Source organism: Kitasatospora purpeofusca (assembly GCF_034043715.1).
Lineage (GTDB): Bacteria > Actinomycetota > Actinomycetes > Streptomycetales > Streptomycetaceae > Kitasatospora > Kitasatospora purpeofusca_A.
Window position 1 is genome coordinate 1 of the sequence record NZ_JAXCLC010000085.1, and the last position, 18,720, is coordinate 18,720.

The following is an 18,720-nucleotide window of genomic DNA, read 5'->3' on the forward strand; positions in this document are numbered from 1 at the left end:
ACCCGCGACGCCTTCGTGATCGCCGACCAGGCCCGAATGCGCCGCGACCTGCAGCCGATCCGTCCCGGTGACGAGGCCGCGATCGAGCTCAAGCTGCTGACCGGCCGCCGGGCCGACCTGGTCGAGGACCGCCCCCGGTCCGTCAACCGCCTGCGCGGCACCCTGCTGAGCATGTTCCCGGCCCTGGAGCGGGCCCTGGAGATGACCAACGTCGGCCCGCTGGTCCTTCTGAGTGGCTACCAGACCCCGGCGGCGATCCGACGCACCGGCACCGCCCGGCTGGCGAAGTGGCTGGCCAACCGCAAGGTCCGCAACGCAAGAGCTCTCGCCGAAGCGGCAGTTGAGGCCGCCGAGCGCCAGCACACGTCCGTCCCCGGGGAGAAGACGATCGCCAAGCTGGTCCGCACACTGGCCGGGGAGGTGATGACCCTCAACGAGCACATCGCCGAGATCGACAAGCTCATCGAGGGCCGGTTTCGCGAGCACGAACTCGCCGCGATAGTCGAGAGCGTCCCGGGCATCGGCACCGTGCTCGGCGCCGAGTTCCTGGCCGGGATCGGCGGCAGCCTGGACGGCTTCCCCTCCCCGGACGCTCTGGCGGCTTTCGCCGGCGTTGCCCCCGCGCCCCGTGACTCGGGCAAGGTCAGCGGCAACCTGCACCGGCCGACCGTCTATCACCGCAGGCTCCAACGCGTCTTCTACACCTCGGCGTTGGCGAGCATCCGCTGCGACCCGAACTCGCGGGCCTTCTACGACCGAAAGCGCGCGGAGGGCAAGCGGCACGTCCAGGCCGTGATGGCCCTGGCCCGTCGACGGGTCAACGTCCTATGGGCCCTGATCCGTGACCGACGGTGCTATCACGTCACACCCCCAGTGACCGCGACGGCTTGACAACGACATTAGGAAGCGAGGGCCGCGAGTTCGCGCAGGTCGACGCCTCGGCGCAGCGCGCGGAGGTCGTCCTGGAGGTCCGACGGCGGCACGGCGAGAACGGTGCAGCGGGCGTGGGTGAGGCAGTGGTGGCCCACCGAGCCGCCCCCGAGCATCCGCCGCACCGCGCCGCGAACCGCGCCGTGCCGGCCCGCGCCCACCACCAGCAGGTCCCCCGGCCGGTCGGCCAGCCCGGTCAGCACCGGCCCGGCCGGACCGCGAACCACCTGCGGCTCGGTCCGGACCCCGGCCGGCCGCCCCCCGAACGCCTCGTCCAGCGCCCGTTCCAGCCGGGCGGCGGCCATGTCCTCCCAGGCCCGCAGCAGTGGCGGGCAGGGCCGCAGCCGGTAGTTGTGCTCCCCGCCCGCCGGCGTCCACGCCAGCACCGGCACCAGCACCGCACCCCGGTCACGCGCCTCGCCCACCGCCCGGTGCAGGGCGGTCAGGCTCCCGAGCGAGCCACTGACTCCGACGATGACGCGCGCGCCGTCCGACATGATCCTTCACTTTCCGGTGTTCGATCGTCCCATTGCTTGGCGATTATGGTTCCACAGGGGATCACAGCCTGCAAATCGAAGGCTTTCACTGTATACGGCCTTGCATCATGCAGACGTGGGACGCCTCCGCCCCCGGTAATTCACTGGCGGCCGGACCACGGCCCTCGCCACCCTGATCGACGTGCCACTGTCGAACACCTCCGAGCCGATGACCCCCGAACCGGCCGCCACCGAGCCCGTCCCCGAACCAGCCGCCAGCGAACCGGCCGCAACCGAACCCGCCGCCACCGAGCCGAAGCACCGGATCCGCGCCGTCCACACCGCCGCCACCGTGACCGTGTACCAGGCGTACTCCCCCGGGATCGGCCTGCCGGCCGCCCGGGACGGCCGGTTCCCGGCCCACTGGAAGCGCGACCGGATGACCTGGATCAAGCCCTCCTTCCTCTGGATGATGTACCGCTGCGGCTGGGCCACCAAGGAGGGGCAGGAGACCGTGCTCGCCGTCGAGATCGACCGGGCCGGCTTCGACTGGGCGCTGCGGCACGCCTGCCTCTCCCACTACGAGCGCGACCTCCACCCGGACCGGGCGGCCTGGCAGCGGCTGCTGAAGCGCTCCCCCGCCCGGGTCCAGTGGGACCCGGAGCGCGACCTGCATCTGCGGCCGCTGCCCTACCGCTCATTGCAACTGGGCCTGAGCGGCGAGGCCGCGCGGCGCTACGCCGACGAATGGACGGTGTCGATCACCGACCTCACCCCGCTCGCGCGGCGGATCCACGGACACCTGCGGGACGGCGAGCCGGAGGCGGCCCGCCGGTTGCTGCCCGACGAGCGGCCCTACCCGGTGGCCGGCGGCCTGCCGCCCCACCTGGGCGGCCGAGGCTCGGGGACGGACGAGGGGACGGACGAGGGGACTGGCGAGGGGACTGGCGAGGCGACGACCGAGGGGCCGGGCGGGTGAGGGCGGCGACCGGGCGACATGGCGGCGGCATACGATCAGCGGATGAGCAAGCGTAGTGATTCCTCGTCATCCTCACCGGTGACGGTGTTCTCGCACGGGTGGGCGCTGCCGTCCGGGGACTCCGTCCTGTCCATCGGCTCGGTGGGGTCGGTGCTGTCCATCGGCTCGGTCGGCTCGGTGCTGTCGGTCGGCTCCGTCGGCAGCTTCCTATCGATCGGCTCGGCCGGTTCGGCGGCCTCCGCGCTGTCCATCGGCTCGTGGCTGAGCGTCGGCTCGCTGCTCTCCGCGAACTCGCGGTGGTCGGTCCTGTCCTGGCGCTCCCGGCGGGGCCTGATGGTGGCGGGCACGGTCGCGCTCGCCGCGGGAGCGGCGTTCGCGGGCGGGTCCTTCGCGGGCGGGTCCTTCGCGGGCGGGTCCTTCGCGGGCGGGTCCTTCGCGGGCGGGTCCTTCGCGGGCGGGTCGACGTTCCCCCGTCGCCGCCGATAGGGCCCGGCATGGCGACGAAGCTCCCCCCGCCCGGCCCCTGGATACGGCGTCTGCCACGCAATCCGGCGTTCTGGTACGTGGCCGCGCTGACCGCGATGTGGCCGGTGCTGCGGCTGCTGCCGCCCGAACGGGTGCACGCGCTGCGCACCTGGGCGTCCACCGACCTCGGCAATCTGCGCCCGTGGCCCGACGGTCATCCGATCGAATCGCTGACCGTCTCGGTCTTCGTGCCGCAGGACACCGTCTGGGTCTGGCCGGTGTTCGCGCTGTCCCTGTTCGCGGTGGTCGGGGCGCTCGGCGCCCGACGGGCGGTGGCCTCCGTGGCCCTCGTCCACGTCGCGGCGACCGCCCTCACCGAGGGCCTGGTGCGCTGGCGGATCGAGCACGGCTCACTGCCGGCCGAGGCCGCGCACGCGATGGACACCGGCCCGTCCTACGTCGTCGTCACCGCCCTGACGCTGGCCGCCACCCGGGCCCGCCCGGCGTGGTCGCGGGCGCTCTGGCTGCTGATGCTGGCGGTGGCGGCCCCCGCACTGCTGGCCGGCCTCCCCGACGGCGAGACCGCCGCCGTCGGCCACCTCGCCTCGCTGCTCGCGGGCCTCGCCCTCGCCGCCGCCCATCGCTTCGGCCTCCCGCCCCTGCGCCGCCGCTCCCCCTCCGCACCCCCCTCCGCACCCCGACCCGGGCCCGGGACCACCGACCCGGACGCCCGCCCCGCGCGGCTCCCGTCCAGCTAGAAACCGCCCTTCCCGCCATCCGGTGTCCGGATGTGACAGGGAATCGTCATTGCCGCCGTCCGGCGCCAGGCCGAGGATGGACCCATGCCCACTCCGCACCGGGTCGTCATCGCGGTCTTCCCCGATGTCGACCTCCTCGACGTCACCGGCCCGGCCGAGGTGTTCGCGCTGGCCAACCGGGAGACCGGTGGCCGGGCGGGCTACCGGGTCCGGCTCGCCGGTCCGGTCGGCGGCGCCGTCCGGACCTCGGCGGGGGTGCGGCTGCTCGCCGACCTCTCCTTCGCCGAGGTCGGCGCGGACGTGGACACCCTGCTGGTGCCGGGCGCGGTCGAGCTGACCGCCCACGGGCCGGTGGCCAAGGTCGACACCACCGTCGTCGACTGGGTGCGCGAGACCGCGCCGCACGCCCGCCGGGTGGCCTCGGTGTGCGTGGGCGCCCACGTCCTGGCGGCCGCCGGCCTGCTGGACGGGCGGACGGCGACCACCCACTGGTCCACCGCCGCGCAGCTCGCCGCCGACCATCCCGAGGTGACGGTCGACCCCGACCCGATCTTCGTCCGCACCGACCGGGGCAGGCTGTGGACCGGGGCCGGTATCAGCGCCTGCCTGGACCTCGCCCTCGCCCTGGTCGCCGAGGACCAGGGCGAACGGACCGCGCTGGCGGTGGCCCGGCAACTGGTGATGTACCTCAAGCGACAGGGCGGGCAGAGCCAGTTCTCCGTCCCGCTGAGCCACCCGGCCACCGAGCGGCGCGACATCGACGAGCTACTGCGGTGGATCGCCGAACACCTCGACGGCGACCTCTCCACCGCCGCCCTGGCCGCCCGGATGTGCCTCAGCGAGCGGCACTTCGCCCGCGTCTTCACCCAGGAGACCGGCACCGGCCCGGCCGGCTACGTCGAGGCGGCCCGGGTGGAGGCGGCCCGGCGCCTGCTGGAGACCACCGACCGGCCGCTCGACCAGGTCGCGGCGGCAGCCGGACTCGGCTCCGCGGAGACCCTCCACCGCGCCTTCCGCCGCCGGCTCGCCACCACCCCGGCCGCCTACCGCCGCCGCTTCCGCACCCCGGCCGCCTGAGACCTGCCCTTCCTGTCGGCCCTGCCTTCCCCTTCCACGCCCTCCCACGCCCTCCCATGCCCTGAAACACCAGAAATGTCCTGGAAAGGCACCCTTGTGACCACGCACGCCACCCCGGCCACCCCCCTGCGCACCGTGATCGGCCTGGACGACCGGCTGCCCCGGCTGGCCGACTCCGTCCTCCTCATGATCGATTTCCAGAACACCTACCGCAGCGGCGTGATGGCCCTGGACGGCGCCGAGGAGGCCCTCGCCTCCGCCGCCGACCTCCTGCGGCGCGCCCGCGCGGCGGACACCCCGGTGATCCACATCGTCAACGACGGGGGTCCGGGAACCCCGTACGACATCCGCGCCGACATCGGCGCCATCAGCCCCGAGGTCGCGCCCCTCACCGGCGAACCCGTCCTCGTCAAGACCTTCCCCGACGCCTTCCACGCCACCGGACTCACCGCGGCCCTCACCGCCCTCGGCTTCGCCCCGGAAAGCGGGAAGGACCTCGTCCTGGCCGGCTTCATGACGCACATGTGCGTCACCTTCACCGCCCAGGGCGCCTTCCGCCTCGGCTACCGCCCCACCGTCGTCGCCTCCACCACCGCCACCCGCCCCCTCGCCGCACCCGACGGCACCCTCGTCCCCGCCGGCACCCTCCAGTCCGCCGCCCTCACCACCATCACCGACCTCTTCGGCCTGGTCGCCCCCACCCCGGCGGCCCTGCCCTCCTGACCCCCCGGGCACCCTCCCGGAGCCCGAGTTCGCGGGTCCCGGCTCCCGGCCCCATGTGCTCGACCGCGCCCCGGGGCCGACCCTGGTCGACGGGCGCGGGTTCACGGATTCCGGGACGGCCTACCGCGGCAACACGCGCGCCGAACGACCTTGGAGGCCGTTCGGCGCGCGGGCCCGGCAGGTGCGGTGGGTCGAGCCGCTCCGGGCCGGCTGTCCAGTTGTCGCTTGCCGACACGGATGCCGCCGGCGTCAGCGCCGGCCACGACCCAGGGCGCCACACAGGTCCAGACATCGGACGGTGACAGGGAACGGGTGGGATCGACGACAGCGGGCAGACGCGTCGTGATCGCCGTTGCCGTCGCCGCCGTCGCGGCGGGCGGCGGGCGCGGTGACGGCGGGGCCGAGCGGGTCCCGCCCGGCAGGACGGCTGCGCCGCTGATCGCACTCATCCTCGAAAGGCATCCGATGACAACCACTGTTCTGCGACCGACCGACCTGGGACCTGTATGGACGCTGCCCGGGGTGTACGCGCCCCAGGAGGACACTTTTCTGCTGGCCAGGGCACTCAAGGCCGAAGGGGTCGCCCCGGGCACGGATCTCCTCGACCTGTGCACCGGCAGCGGCGCGATCGCCGTGCTCGCCGCCCGGATGGGCGCGCGGGTCTGTGCCACCGACATCTCCTGGCGCGCGGTGCTGACCGCCCGGCTCAACGCCGCCCGGGCCCGGCAGCGGATCCAGGTCCTGCACGGCGACCTCTCGGTGCCCGGGCACGGCCGGACCTTCGACACCGTGGTGGCCAACCCGCCCTACATGCCCGCCCGAGCCGCGCTGCCCCCGCGCACGGGCCGGGCCCGGGCGTGGGACGCCGGCCACGACGGCCGCTACCTCGTCGACCGGATCTGTGTACGTGCCCCGTCCCTGCTCAAACCGCACGGCGTGCTGCTGATGGTGCACTCCGGCCTGTGCGGCACCGACGCGACCCTGCGCCGATTGACCAGTGCCGGGCTCAGCTGCTCGGTCACCGAGCGCATCCACGTCCCCTTCGGGCCGGTCCTCACCGCCCGGCTGCCGTGGCTGAGGGCCCAAGGGCTGATCGGCGCGGACGAGGACCGGGAGGAACTGGTGGTGGTCCGTGCCGAACGCAGCTGACCGCCCCAGGCGGCTCTCGGTGGACCGCGACGGCCCGGTACTGATCGAAGGACCGGTGGAAGTCGTCGCCGACGACGGCTCGGTCACCGCCTCCGACCGGTTCGCCGTCGCCGTGTGCACCTGCCGCCGCAGCCGTGCCTACCCGTGGTGCGACACCAGCCACCGCGCACACGGCCGCAAGCCCGCCGCCGAACGCGCAGGACGCGCCGGACGGCGAGCAGCGGCGGGACCAGCGGAGCGAAGGGGAGACGTGAAGACCACCGCCACCGACCCTGCCACCGACCACCCTGCCACCAACGACCGTGCCACCGACGACGCTGCCACCGGTCCTGCCACCGACCGGCGCCTCGCCGAGCCGGCCCTGCCCCCGCCGCGCGGAGCCGTCTCGGCCGGTCTGCTGGCCGCGCTCACCACCCCGGGGGCACCCGCGCCGGACCCGCAGGACGCGGCGGCGGCGGATCCCTACGGCGAGGACCTGCAACTGGCCCTCTACCTGCTCTACGAACTGCACTACCGCGGTTTCGCGGGAGTGGCCGGGGACCGCGAGTGGGACCCGGCGCTGATGCCGCTGCGCCGGGCCCTGGAGGACCGCTTCCTCACCGCGCTGCGCGCCGACGTCCCGGCCGGCCGCAGCACCGACGAGACGTTCGGCGAACTGCTCGTCGAGTCCCCGGACCACCGCGGCAGCGTCTCCTACCACCTGGAGCACGAGGGCGAGCTGTGGCAGCTGCGGGAGTACGCGATGCTGCGATCGCTGTACCACCTGAAGGAGGCCGACCCGCACGCCTGGGTCATCCCCCGGCTGCGCGGCCGGGCCAAGGCCGCGATGGTGGCTATCGAGTACGACGAGTTCGGCGCCGGGCGGGCGGAGCGCGTCCATGCCCGGCTCTTCGCCGACCTGATGGCCGACCTGGACCTGGACACCGCCTACGGCCACTACCTGCCGGCCGCACCGGCCGACGTGCTCGCCACCGTCAACCTGATGACGCTGTTCGGCCTGCACCGGGCGCTGCGCGGCGCCCTGGTCGGCCATTTCGCCTGCGTCGAGGTCACCTCCTCGCCCGGCTCGCGCCGGCTGGCCGCGGCGATGCGACGCACCGGCGCCGGCGGGGCCGCCGAGCGGTTCTACACCGAGCACGTCGAGGCGGACGCCGTCCACGAACAGGTCGTGCGCCGTGAGGTCGTCGGCGGACTGCTCGCCGACGAGCCGCACCTGGAAGCGGACGTGGCGTTCGGCGCGGACGCCACCGTGTTCCTGGAGGACCGGCTGGCGGCCCGCCTGCTGGACACCTGGCGGCACGGGCGCTCGGCTCTCCGGCCCACCTGACGACGGCGGGCGGCGGGCAGCGCTCCGGCCGCCGCCCGCCGACCGCCGCCCGCCGCCGGGTCAGCCCGAGGTGTGCCGCAGGATGTCGAGGACCTCGCCGGTGATCGCGGCCTCGTTCTGCTCGAAGGCCGGCCCGGTCAGCAGCTCCGGCTGCTCCGGAAGGCCGGTCAGCACGGGGGTGTGCAGGTGGCCGCCGGGCAGTTGCGGGGCGAGTTCCAGGCGCAGCCGGTTGGTGCGGTAGGCGACCTCGTTGGAGAGGTAGCCCCCGCCGCCGCCGGCGACCGCCCGCGAGCCGGGAGTCGGGCCGTCCTCCCGGTCGACCGGGGCGGTGCCGCCGGCCGGGATCTCGGTGACGGTGGTGTTCAGCAGCACCGGGTAGGGCTGCTGAACGGCGGTCATCGGGCCGGTGGGCAGGCTGGTGGCGATGAACTCGGCGCCCGGGCCGAGCCCCGGGGCGGTGACGGGGTGGTCCCGGGTGCCGCCGGAGAGCGCGCCGATGTTGTCGGGGTAGGGGTCGGCGGAGCGGGAGCGGCCGGCCCAGGCTTCCAGGGTGAACAGTCCGGGGTAGCCCTGGCTGATGGTGGTGATGAGGTCCGCGGCGCGGGGGCCGGGGGCGAGCCGCGGGGCGTAGGCGCGCTCGACCGTGCCGAGGTCGAAGTCGCCGTAGCGGACCGGGAAGAGCACCGCGCGGACCTCGGCCGGGGTGCCGTCGGCCAGGGTGATCCGGCGGCCGGCGAGTTGCAGGGCCGCCGAGCCGGAGGGGTTGGCGCGGCGCGGCTCGGCGTCCAGGCCGAAGGGGTCGAAGCCGCTGATGAAGATCCGCCGCACGCCCGGGCGGCCGCTGAACCCGCTGTCGGCCAGTCCGCGCGAGGCGTCCTCGAAGCGCTGCCGCAGCGCGGCCGGGTCGGCGGTGAAGCCCGGCTGCCAGCGTGCGAGCCGGACGGTCATGGCGACCCTGGTCCAGTAGAGCGGCCGGTCGTCGGTGGTCGGCAGGTCGCCGCCGGGGCGGCGGCCCTGGGCGCGGTCCACGCCGGCCCGCCAGAGCGCCCCGCCCCAGGCGTCGAGGAGCCGACCGGCCTCGTCGGCGTTGCGGGCGCCGCACAGCGCGGCGGGGAACCGGGCGACGAAGTCGCCGAAGCCCCCGCGCTCGGTCAGCGCGGCGGTCCGCGGGTCCGCGGTGCGGGCCTGTTCCCGGTCGAGCGGCGCGGACTCGACGGTCCGGCAGCCGGGGCCGGCCGCGCGGGCGGTGGCGTGGGCGGTGGCGGCGGTGGGGAGGATCGAGGCGGCGAGAGCGCCGATGAGGGTCGCGGTGAGCGCGGCCCGGCGCCGAACGGTCGTCATGACGCGGACATTACAGATGGTGTTCCGACTCCACCAGAGCGCCGAACCACGCCCACGCACAGTGACCGCGCCCCGAAAGGGCCTCCGGAGAGCCACAGTCGGAGCGGTCCCCGCCCCCTGGCGAGTCACGCCCCGTAGCGGTTTACTGGGAGTGAGCAGGGCAGAAACGGAGGCCCGGCGATGGAGTGTCCCCACCCTCCCGGATTCCACACCGAGGTCCGCGAGCACTACGCGGCCACCGGCGCCGAAGTGGCCCGGCTGCTGCGCTCCGCGCCCGAGGACCTCTGGACCGCACCCACCCCGTGCCGCGGCTGGGACGTGCGCACACTGGTGAACCACCTCACCGCCCAACACCTCTGGGTGTGCCAGGCGATCGCCGGCTACACCCCGGCCCAGATCGGCCACCGCTTCGAGGGCGACGTCCTCGGCCGCAACCCGCTGGGCGTCTGGGCCATGGCCGTCCGCAGCGCACAACGCGCACTCGACCGGCCCGGCGCCCCCGACCTGCTGGTCCACCTCGGCTACGGCGTACGGGACGCCGGCGGCTACGCCCGCGAGCTGATCGCCGAGACCGTCGTCCACGGCTGGGACCTCTCCCGGGCCCTCGGCGAGCACGGCCGGATGCCCCGGGGCTCCGCGCGCTACGCGCTCACGGAGTTCCACGGCTACCGCGACCTGGCCGGCACCGGCCGCTTCGACCCACCGGTCGCCGCGCCGCCGGGCGCGGACGCCGAGGACCAGCTCCTGGCCCTCACCGGCCGCGACCCGGCGTGGTCGGCGGACCGCATCTGAGGCCGGGGAGAGCTCCTCGCCCAGGGCCCGGGCGGGCGGGCCCCTCCCATGCGCGCCGTCCCCCGGCCCCGCTGCGGCGCCTCCGCTGCGGCGCCCCCGCTACCGCTACCGGACGACGGCGATGAGCACGCCCGTGGGCACCAGGGTCAGCAGTGCGCCGGTCGTCCAGTACGCCCCGGCGGGGGCCGGTTCCGTGTGCCGGTGCCGGGGGCGGCGCAGCAGGTGGTTGGCCAGCCACCAGATGCCCGAGAACACCGACAGCACCGGCACGGCGAGGATGAACCACGGCAGCATCCCGTCGTTCTCCGTCGGTTCGCCCTGGGTCCAACCGAGTGCCGCGAGCGGCCAGTTGACAGCGAAGTACCAGAGCAGCCAGATCGGCACCACCGCCGGCAGGCCGAGCAGCAGGTTCACCACGACGGCGGCGGTCGGATACGTGCGCATCCGGTCAGTATCCACGGGCCTCCGGCGGACCGGGTGGGCGGGATCAGCCCAGTCCGGGCGGCCGGCGGTCGGCCCAGGGGTGGGCGAGTTCCAGCGTGCGGGACACCTGGAGCAGCAGGTCCTCGCGCCACGGTGCCGCGACGAGTTGGACCCCGACCGGCAGGCCGGTCGCCTCGTCGTGGTGGACCGGCAGCGAGACGGCCGGCTGGCCGGTCACGTTGAACAGGGAGGTGAACACCGCCATCGGATAGCTGTTCCGCAGCGCCGCCAGCGGATCCCCGGCGGTACCGGTCCGCCAGGCGCCGATGCGCGGCGGCAGGCAGGCCATGGTGGGCGTCACCAGCAGGTCGAACCCGGCGACGAAGCCCTCGACGATGCGCCGCGACATCCGCTGGGCCCTCCGCACCCCCTCCGCGTAGGCCCACGAGTCGATCGCGTGCGCCGCGTCGCGCAGCGCCCGGTTGTGCGGCTCGATCCGCTCCGGGTCGGCCAGCGGCACCCCGGCGGCGGCGATGTTCCACATGGCGGTGAACTCCGTGACCAGTTCCTCGGTCGGCGGCAGCGGGAACGGAGTGTCGACGATGTGGTGGCCCGCCGCTTCGAGCGTGCGCAGCACGGTCCCGACGGCCGCCACGCAGACCGGGTCCACGGCGACCCCGGCCACCGGCGGGTCGGTCAGGACGCCGATCCGCAGCCCGGCCGGCGGGTCCGTCCACATCGCGTCGGCGAAGGAGCGGTCCGGGGCCGGGGGCGACCACCAGGCGGCCGGATCGTGGCGGGCGAGCACGTCGAGCACGGCCGCGGTGTCGGCCACGGTGCGGGTGACCACGCCGCCGATGCCCAGCCCCTCGACGACGACGGTCCCGTTGGTCACCCGACCCCTGGTCGGCTTGAGGCCGACCAGGCCGGTGCAGGAGGCGGGGATGCGGATCGACCCGCCGCCGTCCTCGGCGTGGGCGAGAGGCGCCATCCCGGCGGCGACGGCGACGCCCGCGCCGCTCGACGAGCCGCCCGGCGTCCGCTCCTGGTCCCACGGGCTGCGCGTGATCCCGAGCGCCTCGTTCTCGGTGAACGGCAGGCTGCCGAACTCCGAGGTGGTGGTCTTGCCGAGCAGGACGAACCCTGCGGCGAGGAACCGCCGGACGAGCGGCTCCGAGGATTCCGCCGGCCCCCGACCGGCGCCCGCGGACCCGTAGCTGGTGGGCCAGCCGGCCACGTCCAGCAGGTCCTTGATCGGCAGCGGGACGCCGTGGAACGGCGGGAGCCGGTCGGTGGAACCGGCCCGGACGACCGCGTCGGCGGCGGCGGAGGCGGCCGCGCGGACGGCGTCGTCGTCCCGAAAGCAGAAGGCGTTCAGCGCGGGATCGAGGGCGTCGATGCGGGCGAGGCAGTCCTCGGCGATCTCGACCGGGCTCACCTCCTTCCGGCGGACGGCGGCGGCGAGTTCGACGGCGGAGCCGTAGGCGGTGGCGGGGGTGTTGGCGGGGGTTTTGGCGTGGGTTTTGGTGTGGGTGCCGGCGGGGGTGGTGGATCCGGCGGCGACGGTGCCGCGAGCGGAGACGGTGCCGGCTTCGATCAGTGGGTTCATCACGAACTGTCCTCCTTGAACGGGGCGGTGGGCCCGCTACCGCCAGAGTCGCCCCGCCCCCCGCGCCGCGTCTTGGACGAATGTCGCGTAGCCTGGCGGTATGCGCCCCGTCGATCCGGCCCGCGCCCCCGCACCGGTGTGGGAGATCGCTACTCCCCCGCGCCCCTGCCGTATCCGCGGTGTCGACATGGCCGGCTTCCACACCCTCGCCCCGGTCGACCTGGACGTGGTGCCGTACCCCGCCGTCACGGTCGCCCTCGACCTCGGTGACCCACCGCTCGCCGTCGACGACGCGACCGGCCACCGGGCGCACGGCAGCGTGGTGGTCGGGCTCGCGCCCGGCGGCGTACGCGGCCACGGCAGTGCCGTCACCTGCCTGCAGCTCCGGCTCGCCCCGCCGGTCGCGCACCGGATCCTGGGCGCCTCCTCGGAGTTGGGCGGCACGGTGGTCGGACTCGACCAGCTGTGGGGAAGCGACGCCGTACGGACCGAGGAACGCCTGCGCGCCGCCGCCTCCTGGGACGAGCGCTTCGCGATCGCCGAGGCCGCGCTGGTCCGCAGGTACGCGGACGGCCGACCGGTCGACCCCGAAGTCGCCTTCGCCTGGGACCAGTTGGTCACCCACCGGGGAGCGGTGCGGATCGAGCGGATCGCCACCGAGATCGGCTGGAGCCGCAAACGGCTGTGGTCCCGCTTCCACGCCCAGACCGGGCTCGGCCCCAAGCACGCGGCCCGGCTCGTCCGCTTCGACGACGCCGCCCACCGCCTCGCCGCCGGCCACAGCGCCGCCCGGGTCGCGGCCGACACCGGGTACACCGACCAGTCCCACCTCCACCGCGACATCCGGACCTTCACCGGCACCACCCCCACCACCCTCGCCACCGCCCCCTGGCTGACCGTCGACCCCACGGCCTGGCCCACCACCCGACCCGACGACGGCCGCCCCTGAGCCGGCCGGGGCGGCCGGGCGGCCGGGGCGGAGCCCGGAATCCCGCCCCCACCGCCCGGTTCCGTGCCACCCTGAGGTCCCGGCGGTCGTCCGTGGCTCGGGGGAGGAAGCGTGACGTTCTGGGACCAACTGCCCGCCCTGGTCGGCGTCGTCGTCGGCTCGGTCGGCTCGTACACGGCGGCGAGCCTCACCGAACGCAGCCGCTGGCGCCGTGGCCGCGCCGAACGCTGGGACGACCGGCGCTTCCAGATCTACGCGAGCTACGGGAAGATCCTCAAGGCCCAGATCCGGATCGCCCAACGCCTCGGCGCCGCCCGGAACTTCGACGGGGTGGCGGATCCACTGGAGATCGGCGAGGGGCTGGCCGAACTCGCCCGCGCGGAGTCCGAGCGGGCCACCGAGTGGGAGTCGATGCTGCTGGTCGGCGACGCCGCGACGGTCGAAGCGGCGCGGTCGTGGCACGAGGAGTGCTGGAACCTGGAGCTGTACGCCCGGGGTCTGCGGTCCGACGCCGCCGGCTGGGTGCGGGCCGAGGAGCGGCTGAGCCACGCACGTGACAGGTTCTACCTCTGCGCCCGGAAGGACCTGGGGATCGCCGGTCCGCCGCCGCCGTCCGGCAACTGGCCGCGGGCCTGGCAGCGCGCCGAGCCCGACCCGGCAGCGGAGCACGGCGGCTCGCCGCCGTGACGCCCTGCCGCTACGGAACGGTCGTGCCAGGCCGTGCACGGCCGTTCCGTAGCCGCAGGGCCGTGGCGTACCGTGACCGCATGGCTACCAACGCGTCCTCGCGGTACGACGCCGTGATCGTCGGCGGCGGACACAACGGGCTGGTCGCCGCCGCGTACCTCGCGCGGGACGGCTACCGGGTGCTGGTACTCGAACGGCTGGCGCGGACGGGCGGAGCGGCGGTGTCCGCGTCCGCGTTCCCGGGGGTCGACGCCAGGCTGTCGCGGTACTCCTACCTGGTCAGCCTGCTGCCGGCGAAGGTGGTGCGGGAACTCGGGCTGCGGCTGGAGCTGCGGCGCCGCCGGATCTCCTCCTACACCCCGACCGTCCGGGACGGGAAGCCCACCAGCCTGCTGGTCGACGCGGGCGACGCGGGCCGGACCCGGGAGTCGTTCCGGGCACTGACCGGCTCCGACCGGGAGTGGCGGGCCTGGCAGGAGTTCTACGGGACGACCGGGCGGGTCGCCGAGCGGGTGTTCCCGACGCTCACCGAGCCACTGCCGTCACGGGCCGAGCTGCGCCGGCGGATCGGGGACGAGGCCGCCTGGACGGCCCTGTTCGAACGGCCGCTGGGCGAGACGGTCGAGCGCGCCTTCGCGGACGACCTGGTGCGCGGCGTGGTCCTGACGGACGCGCTGATCGGCACGTTCACCCATGCCCACGACCCCGCGCTCCGGCAGAACCGCTGCTTCCTCTACCACGTGATCGGCAACGGCACGGGCGACTGGGACGTCCCGGTCGGCGGGATGGGCGCGGTGACGGACGCGCTGGCCGGGGCCGCGCTGGCGGCCGGCGCGGAGATCCGGACCGGGCACGAGGTCACCGCGATCGCGGGTGACGGCCGCGGGGACGCCGAGGTATCGTACCGGCACGCCGACGGCGAGGCGACCGTGGCGGCGCGCCGGGTTCTGGTGAACGCCGCGCCGGCGACCCTGGCACGGCTGCTCGGCACCGCACCGGAGCCCGCGCCCGAGGGCGCCCAGTTGAAGGTCAACATGGTGCTGCGCCGACTGCCGCGGCTGCGCGACCCGGTCGCGGACCCGCGCGACGCCTTCGCCGGGACCTTCCACATCGCCGAGGGCTACCGGCAGTTGGAGACGGCGTACGCGGAGGCGGCGGCCGGCCGGATGCCCTCGGCGCCGCCGTCGGAGATCTACTGCCACACCCTCACCGATCCGTCGATCCTCGGGCCGGAGGCCGTGCGGCAGGGACTCCAGACGCTGACCCTGTTCGGCCTCCACATGCCGGCCCGGCTGTTCGGCGACCCGGCGGCCAAGGAACGCGCCCTGGCCGCGAGCCTGGCGCAGCTGGACGCGGTGCTGGCCGAGCCGATCGCCGACTGCCTGGCGGTGGACGCCGATGGCCGGCCCTGCGTCGAGGCGCGGACGCCACCGGAACTGGAGCGGGAGCTCGGTCTACCAGGCGGCCACATCTTCCACCGCGACCTGGCCTTCCCGTTCGCCACCGAGGAGCCCGGGGCGGGCGAGACGGCAGGCGAGACGGCGGGCGCGGCGGCGGGCGGAAGCACGGCCGCCGCGCGCTGGGGCGTGGCGACGGCCCGTCCGGACGTGCTGCTCTGCGGAGCGGGGGCCGTCCGGGGCGGCGGCGTCAGCGGCATCCCGGGACACAACGCGGCGCGGGCCGCCCTGGAGGACCTGGCAGACCTGGCCCGGTAGCCCAAGGGCTCCCCGGCTGCCCGGTGACCCGTGGCCTGACGGGACTTTCAGCAGGTGGGCGCACCGCCGCCCGGTGCCCGGGTAAGGTGGTGGATCGTGGCCAGTCGTAAAACGTCGATCATGGAAGCAGCCGCGCGAGTGATCGCCCGGCGCGGGGTGCGCGGACTGCGGGTGGAGGAGCTCGCGGCCGAGGCGGGTGTGTCCACCGCGCTGATCTACTACCACTTCAAGGACCGCACCGGGATCCTCCGGCAGACGCTGGAGTTCATCAACGACCGGGCCGAGCGGTACACGACCGAGCGCGACCCGGACGCCCCGCCGCCGACCGCGCGCGAGGAGTTGGAGCAGACGCTGCTGCTTGAGCTCCAGGACACCGTCGAGGTGCGGGAGAACAGCACCGCCTGGGGCGAGCTGCGGGCGAGTGCGGTGTTCGACGAGACCCTGCGCGAGGACCTGGCGCGGGCCACCCGGATCTGGGTGCAGGAGGTCGCCGGACTGCTCGGCGCGGTGCAGCCGATGTCCTCGGCGGTCGCGCTGGCCGGAGCCGCCGAGCGGCTGACCGCGCTGCTGGAGGGCCTGAGCATGCGCTGGCTCAGCGGGAGCCTTCCGCTGACGCACGCCCGGACGCTGCTGACCGAGGCGGTCGACACCGAGGTGGCCCGACTCGGCCCCTGAGCCCCCCCCCCCCGGCGCCGGACCGAACCGCGGAACACCCCGGATCGCCACGCTCCGCGTGCGGGACGGTGCCCCGGGTTACGGCACGCCGAGAAGTTTGACTGATATTTCAGTCAGTGCCACGCTGGCAAGGCAGGCGGGGCGCAGCCGTCGGCCGTTCCCGCGGTGCGCCGGTGCGCAGTGGCGCGAAGAGTGGACCCGACGGCCCCCTTTGCGCCCGCCTCGTGCGCCCCTCCCGGCACCGTCGCACGATCGGAGAAGACCCCCCATGACCCGCTTCCACCACGACCGCTCCGCCGAGGACTTCCCCCGGGTGCCGGCCGACGACGCCCCGCACGCGCGGACCTGGATGTCCTGGCCCTCCCGCCGGGGCGTGTGGGGGCTTCGCCTGGGCGGCGTCCAGGAGGACATCGCCCTGATCGCGCGGACCGTCGCCGGGTTCGAGCCGGTGGTGATGTGCGCCCCCGACGACTGGACGGCGGGAAAGGCCCGGGACCGGTGCGGCTCCGCGGTGGAGGTGATCACCGCGATCCCGACCGACGACCTGTGGATGCGCGACACCGCGCCGGTGTTCCGCCTGGACGGCCGCGGCGGCCTGGACGCCGTGGTCCTCAACTTCAACGGCTGGGGGAACAAACAGGTCCACCACGACGACGCCCTGGTCGCCGAGCGCCTCGCCGCCCGGCGCGGCCTGCGCCACACCTACGCGGACTTCGTCGGCGAGGGCGGCGCGATCGAGACCGACGGCGACGGCACGGTGATGGCCACCGAGAGCAGCCTGGTCAACAAGAACCGCAACCGGGGCATGAGCCGGGACGAGATCGAGGACGCCGTCCTGGACGCCTACGGCGCGGACACCATGATCTGGCTGCCCGGCATCAAGGGCCACGACATCACCGACGACCATGTGGACGTCACCTCGCGCTTCGTCCGCCCCGGTGTGGTGATGGTCCAGCTGCCGCCCGCCGACCGCGACGACGTCTGGGCCAGGGACGCCCGCGAGCAGTTCGCCGTCCTCTCCGCCGCGACCGACGCACGGGGCCGCCGGCTCCAGGTGATCCCCGTGCACGGTCCGGACACCGTCCGCTCCCGCAGCTCCAAGTTCGTCGACTCCTACCTCAACTTCCACGTCGTCAACGGCGGCGTCATCACCGCCCAGTTCGGCGACGCGTCCAAGGACGCCGCCGCGCGGGAGGCGCTCGCGGCGGCCTACCCCGGCCGGGCGGTGGTGCAGATCGATGTCGACCGCCTGATGGCCGGGGGCGGCGGTATCCACTGCTCGACCATGCACGAGCCCCTGCCGTAGTCCCCCGGCGCCACCAGCACGCCCTGCCCCCACCGACCCCGTCCCCGCCCCCAGCCGGAGGATCCGTATGACCAACGCCATGTCCCGCCGCACCGTGGTGCGTTCCCTCGCCGGCGCCGGAGTCGGCGCCCTCGTCCTCGGCCTCACCGCCTGCGACCCCACCGGCGCGAGTGACCCCGACGGCACCGGCGCCCTCCCGCCGTCCGGCTCCCCCACCGCACCGCCGACCGAGACGCCCACCGCCGAGACGCCCACCGCCGCGCCCGGCACTCCGACCGCCACCGCCGCCCCCACCAGCGCCGGCACCCCCGGCGCCCGCCGCTTCGGCGCCGAGTGGGAGAAGCACCTGCGGACAGTGATGTCCTGGCCCTCCTCGGAGAACATCTGGGGCGAGCAGCTCGCAGAGGTCCGCCGGGACGTCGCGGGTCTGGCCCGGGCGATCGCGGCCCGCGAGCCGGTCGTCCTGATGGCCCGCCCCGACCAGAAGGACGCCGCCCAGCAGGCCTGCGGCGCGGCCGTCGAGGTCGTCCCCGTCACCGTCGACGACCTGTGGGCGCGGGACACCGTGCCGGTGTTCGTCGAGGAGGGCGGCAGGGTCAAGGGCGTCGACTTCAACTTCAACGGCTGGGGCCGCAAACAGCAGCACGCCAACGACGCCAAGGTGGCCCGCACCGTGCTGGCCAAGTACGGCGTCGAGCGGATCGAGACCCGCCTGGTCGCCGAAGGCGGCTCCTTCGAGACCGACGGCGAGGGCACCCTCCTCATCACCGAGAGCTCCGTCGTCAACGACAACCGCAACCCCGGCATGAGCCGCGACCAGGTCGAGGCCGAACTCAAGAAGGCACTCGGCGTGACCAAGGTCGTCTGGCTGGCCGGCGTCAAGGGCAAGGACATCACCGACGCCCACGTCGACTGCCTGGTCCGCTTCGCCGCACCGGGCGTCGTCCTCCTCGACCGGGCCTTCCCCGGCACCCCGCCGGACGTCTGGTCACGCTCCGCCGACCAGGCCCGCTCCGTGCTCAGGAACGCGACGGACGCGCGCGGCCGGAAGCTGGAGGTGGTGGAACTCCAGCAGCCCGACCCCGACCGGATCACCGGACGCGGCGACGCCTTCGTCTCCTCCTACCTGAACTTCTACCTCGGCAACAAGGGCGTCTACCTGCCCGCGTTCGGGGACCGGAAGGCCGACGAGCACGCCCAGCAGGTGATGAAGAAGTACTTCCCCACCCGCGAGATCGTCCCCGTGAAGATCGACGGGATCGCCGGCGGCGGTGGCGGCATCCACTGCGCCACCCACGACATCCCCGCCATCGGCTGACCGGCCGACACTCTCTCCTGG

At 74.6% G+C, this 18,720-nt stretch carries 19 protein-coding genes and 1 pseudogene; 16 read left to right on the forward strand and 4 right to left on the reverse strand.

The features are described 5' to 3' along the window. Positions 1 to 891, forward strand: an 891-nt coding sequence (locus SM793_RS31640) for an IS110 family transposase (protein WP_320441755.1), incomplete at its 5' end; no start/stop codon positions are given. A gap of 8 nt (positions 892 to 899) precedes the next feature. Here the strand turns inward: SM793_RS31640 and SM793_RS31645 are convergent. Then, on the reverse strand, positions 900 to 1,427 hold the full coding sequence (locus SM793_RS31645; protein ID WP_320441756.1) for a universal stress protein: 528 nt from the start codon (positions 1,425 to 1,427) through the stop codon (positions 900 to 902). A 208-nt stretch (positions 1,428 to 1,635) separates the two neighbouring features. Here SM793_RS31645 and SM793_RS31650 point away from each other — a divergent pair, with 208 nt between their 5' ends. The 8 genes and pseudogenes from SM793_RS31650 to SM793_RS31685 all read left to right on the forward strand — a co-directional run bounded on the left by SM793_RS31650 (position 1,636) and on the right by SM793_RS31685 (position 7,884). After that, on the forward strand, positions 1,636 to 2,385 hold the full coding sequence (locus tag SM793_RS31650) for a DUF4291 domain-containing protein (protein WP_413816075.1): 750 nt from the start codon (positions 1,636 to 1,638) through the stop codon (positions 2,383 to 2,385). 42 nt (positions 2,386 to 2,427) lie between these two features. Beyond that, the gene (locus tag SM793_RS31655) at positions 2,428 to 2,871 is read left to right on the forward strand and encodes a hypothetical protein (RefSeq protein ID WP_320441758.1); all 444 of its coding nucleotides are present in this window, start codon (positions 2,428 to 2,430) and stop codon (positions 2,869 to 2,871) included. Positions 2,872 to 2,879: 8 nt separating this feature from the next. After that, entirely contained in the window at positions 2,880 to 3,608 is a 729-nt protein-coding gene (locus SM793_RS31660) for a rhomboid-like protein (protein WP_320441759.1), read from the forward strand. Positions 3,609 to 3,692: 84 nt separating this feature from the next. Further along, positions 3,693 to 4,685: a GlxA family transcriptional regulator gene (locus SM793_RS31665; RefSeq protein WP_320441760.1), complete on the forward strand. Its 993-nt coding sequence runs from the start codon at positions 3,693 to 3,695 to the stop codon at positions 4,683 to 4,685. Between the two features lie 75 nt (positions 4,686 to 4,760). Next, a complete protein-coding gene (locus tag SM793_RS31670; protein WP_320441761.1) occupies positions 4,761 to 5,408 on the forward strand; it encodes a cysteine hydrolase family protein in 648 nt (215 codons plus the stop codon). A gap of 465 nt (positions 5,409 to 5,873) precedes the next feature. After that, complete coding sequence (locus SM793_RS31675; RefSeq protein ID WP_320441762.1) at positions 5,874 to 6,557, forward strand: HemK2/MTQ2 family protein methyltransferase; 684 nt, start codon at positions 5,874 to 5,876, stop codon at positions 6,555 to 6,557. A 19-nt stretch (positions 6,558 to 6,576) separates the two neighbouring features. Continuing rightward, positions 6,577 to 6,711, forward strand: a pseudogene (locus SM793_RS31680) (CDGSH iron-sulfur domain-containing protein); the annotation flags it as partial. Positions 6,712 to 6,951: 240 nt separating this feature from the next. Next, positions 6,952 to 7,884 carry an iron-containing redox enzyme family protein gene (locus tag SM793_RS31685; protein WP_320441787.1) on the forward strand — a complete coding sequence of 311 codons (933 nt, stop codon included), beginning with the start codon at positions 6,952 to 6,954 and terminating at the stop codon, positions 7,882 to 7,884. A gap of 60 nt (positions 7,885 to 7,944) precedes the next feature. On the opposite strand, the gene SM793_RS31690 is transcribed toward SM793_RS31685, so the two are convergent. Then, the gene (locus SM793_RS31690) at positions 7,945 to 9,225 is read right to left on the reverse strand and encodes a pyroglutamyl peptidase (protein WP_320441763.1); all 1,281 of its coding nucleotides are present in this window, start codon (positions 9,223 to 9,225) and stop codon (positions 7,945 to 7,947) included. Between the two features lie 180 nt (positions 9,226 to 9,405). Between SM793_RS31690 and SM793_RS31695 the strand changes: the two genes are divergently transcribed. Next, positions 9,406 to 10,017, forward strand: coding sequence for a TIGR03086 family metal-binding protein (locus SM793_RS31695; RefSeq protein ID WP_320441764.1), 612 nt, complete (start codon positions 9,406 to 9,408; stop codon positions 10,015 to 10,017). Positions 10,018 to 10,122: 105 nt separating this feature from the next. Here SM793_RS31695 and SM793_RS31700 read toward each other — a convergent pair whose 3' ends face one another. Then, entirely contained in the window at positions 10,123 to 10,461 is a 339-nt protein-coding gene (locus SM793_RS31700; RefSeq protein ID WP_320441765.1) for a hypothetical protein, read from the reverse strand. Between the two features lie 43 nt (positions 10,462 to 10,504). Then, positions 10,505 to 12,049, reverse strand: coding sequence for an amidase (locus SM793_RS31705; RefSeq protein ID WP_320441766.1), 1,545 nt, complete (start codon positions 12,047 to 12,049; stop codon positions 10,505 to 10,507). A 100-nt stretch (positions 12,050 to 12,149) separates the two neighbouring features. Between SM793_RS31705 and SM793_RS31710 the strand changes: the two genes are divergently transcribed. The 6 genes from SM793_RS31710 to SM793_RS31735 all read left to right on the forward strand — a co-directional run bounded on the left by SM793_RS31710 (position 12,150) and on the right by SM793_RS31735 (position 18,699). Next, positions 12,150 to 12,998: a helix-turn-helix domain-containing protein gene (locus tag SM793_RS31710; RefSeq protein WP_320441767.1), complete on the forward strand. Its 849-nt coding sequence runs from the start codon at positions 12,150 to 12,152 to the stop codon at positions 12,996 to 12,998. Between the two features lie 111 nt (positions 12,999 to 13,109). Then, positions 13,110 to 13,685, forward strand: a complete 576-nt coding sequence (locus SM793_RS31715) for a hypothetical protein (RefSeq protein WP_320441768.1) — start codon at positions 13,110 to 13,112, stop codon at positions 13,683 to 13,685. An 80-nt stretch (positions 13,686 to 13,765) separates the two neighbouring features. Next, complete coding sequence (locus SM793_RS31720) at positions 13,766 to 15,400, forward strand: NAD(P)/FAD-dependent oxidoreductase (RefSeq protein WP_320441769.1); 1,635 nt, start codon at positions 13,766 to 13,768, stop codon at positions 15,398 to 15,400. A 120-nt stretch (positions 15,401 to 15,520) separates the two neighbouring features. Continuing rightward, positions 15,521 to 16,075: a TetR/AcrR family transcriptional regulator gene (locus tag SM793_RS31725; protein ID WP_413816074.1), complete on the forward strand. Its 555-nt coding sequence runs from the start codon at positions 15,521 to 15,523 to the stop codon at positions 16,073 to 16,075. Positions 16,076 to 16,343: 268 nt separating this feature from the next. Then, positions 16,344 to 17,381, forward strand: coding sequence for an agmatine deiminase family protein (locus SM793_RS31730; RefSeq protein ID WP_320441771.1), 1,038 nt, complete (start codon positions 16,344 to 16,346; stop codon positions 17,379 to 17,381). 67 nt (positions 17,382 to 17,448) lie between these two features. Further along, positions 17,449 to 18,699 carry an agmatine deiminase family protein gene (locus tag SM793_RS31735; protein ID WP_320441772.1) on the forward strand — a complete coding sequence of 417 codons (1,251 nt, stop codon included), beginning with the start codon at positions 17,449 to 17,451 and terminating at the stop codon, positions 18,697 to 18,699. Positions 18,700 to 18,720 lie beyond the last annotated feature (21 nt).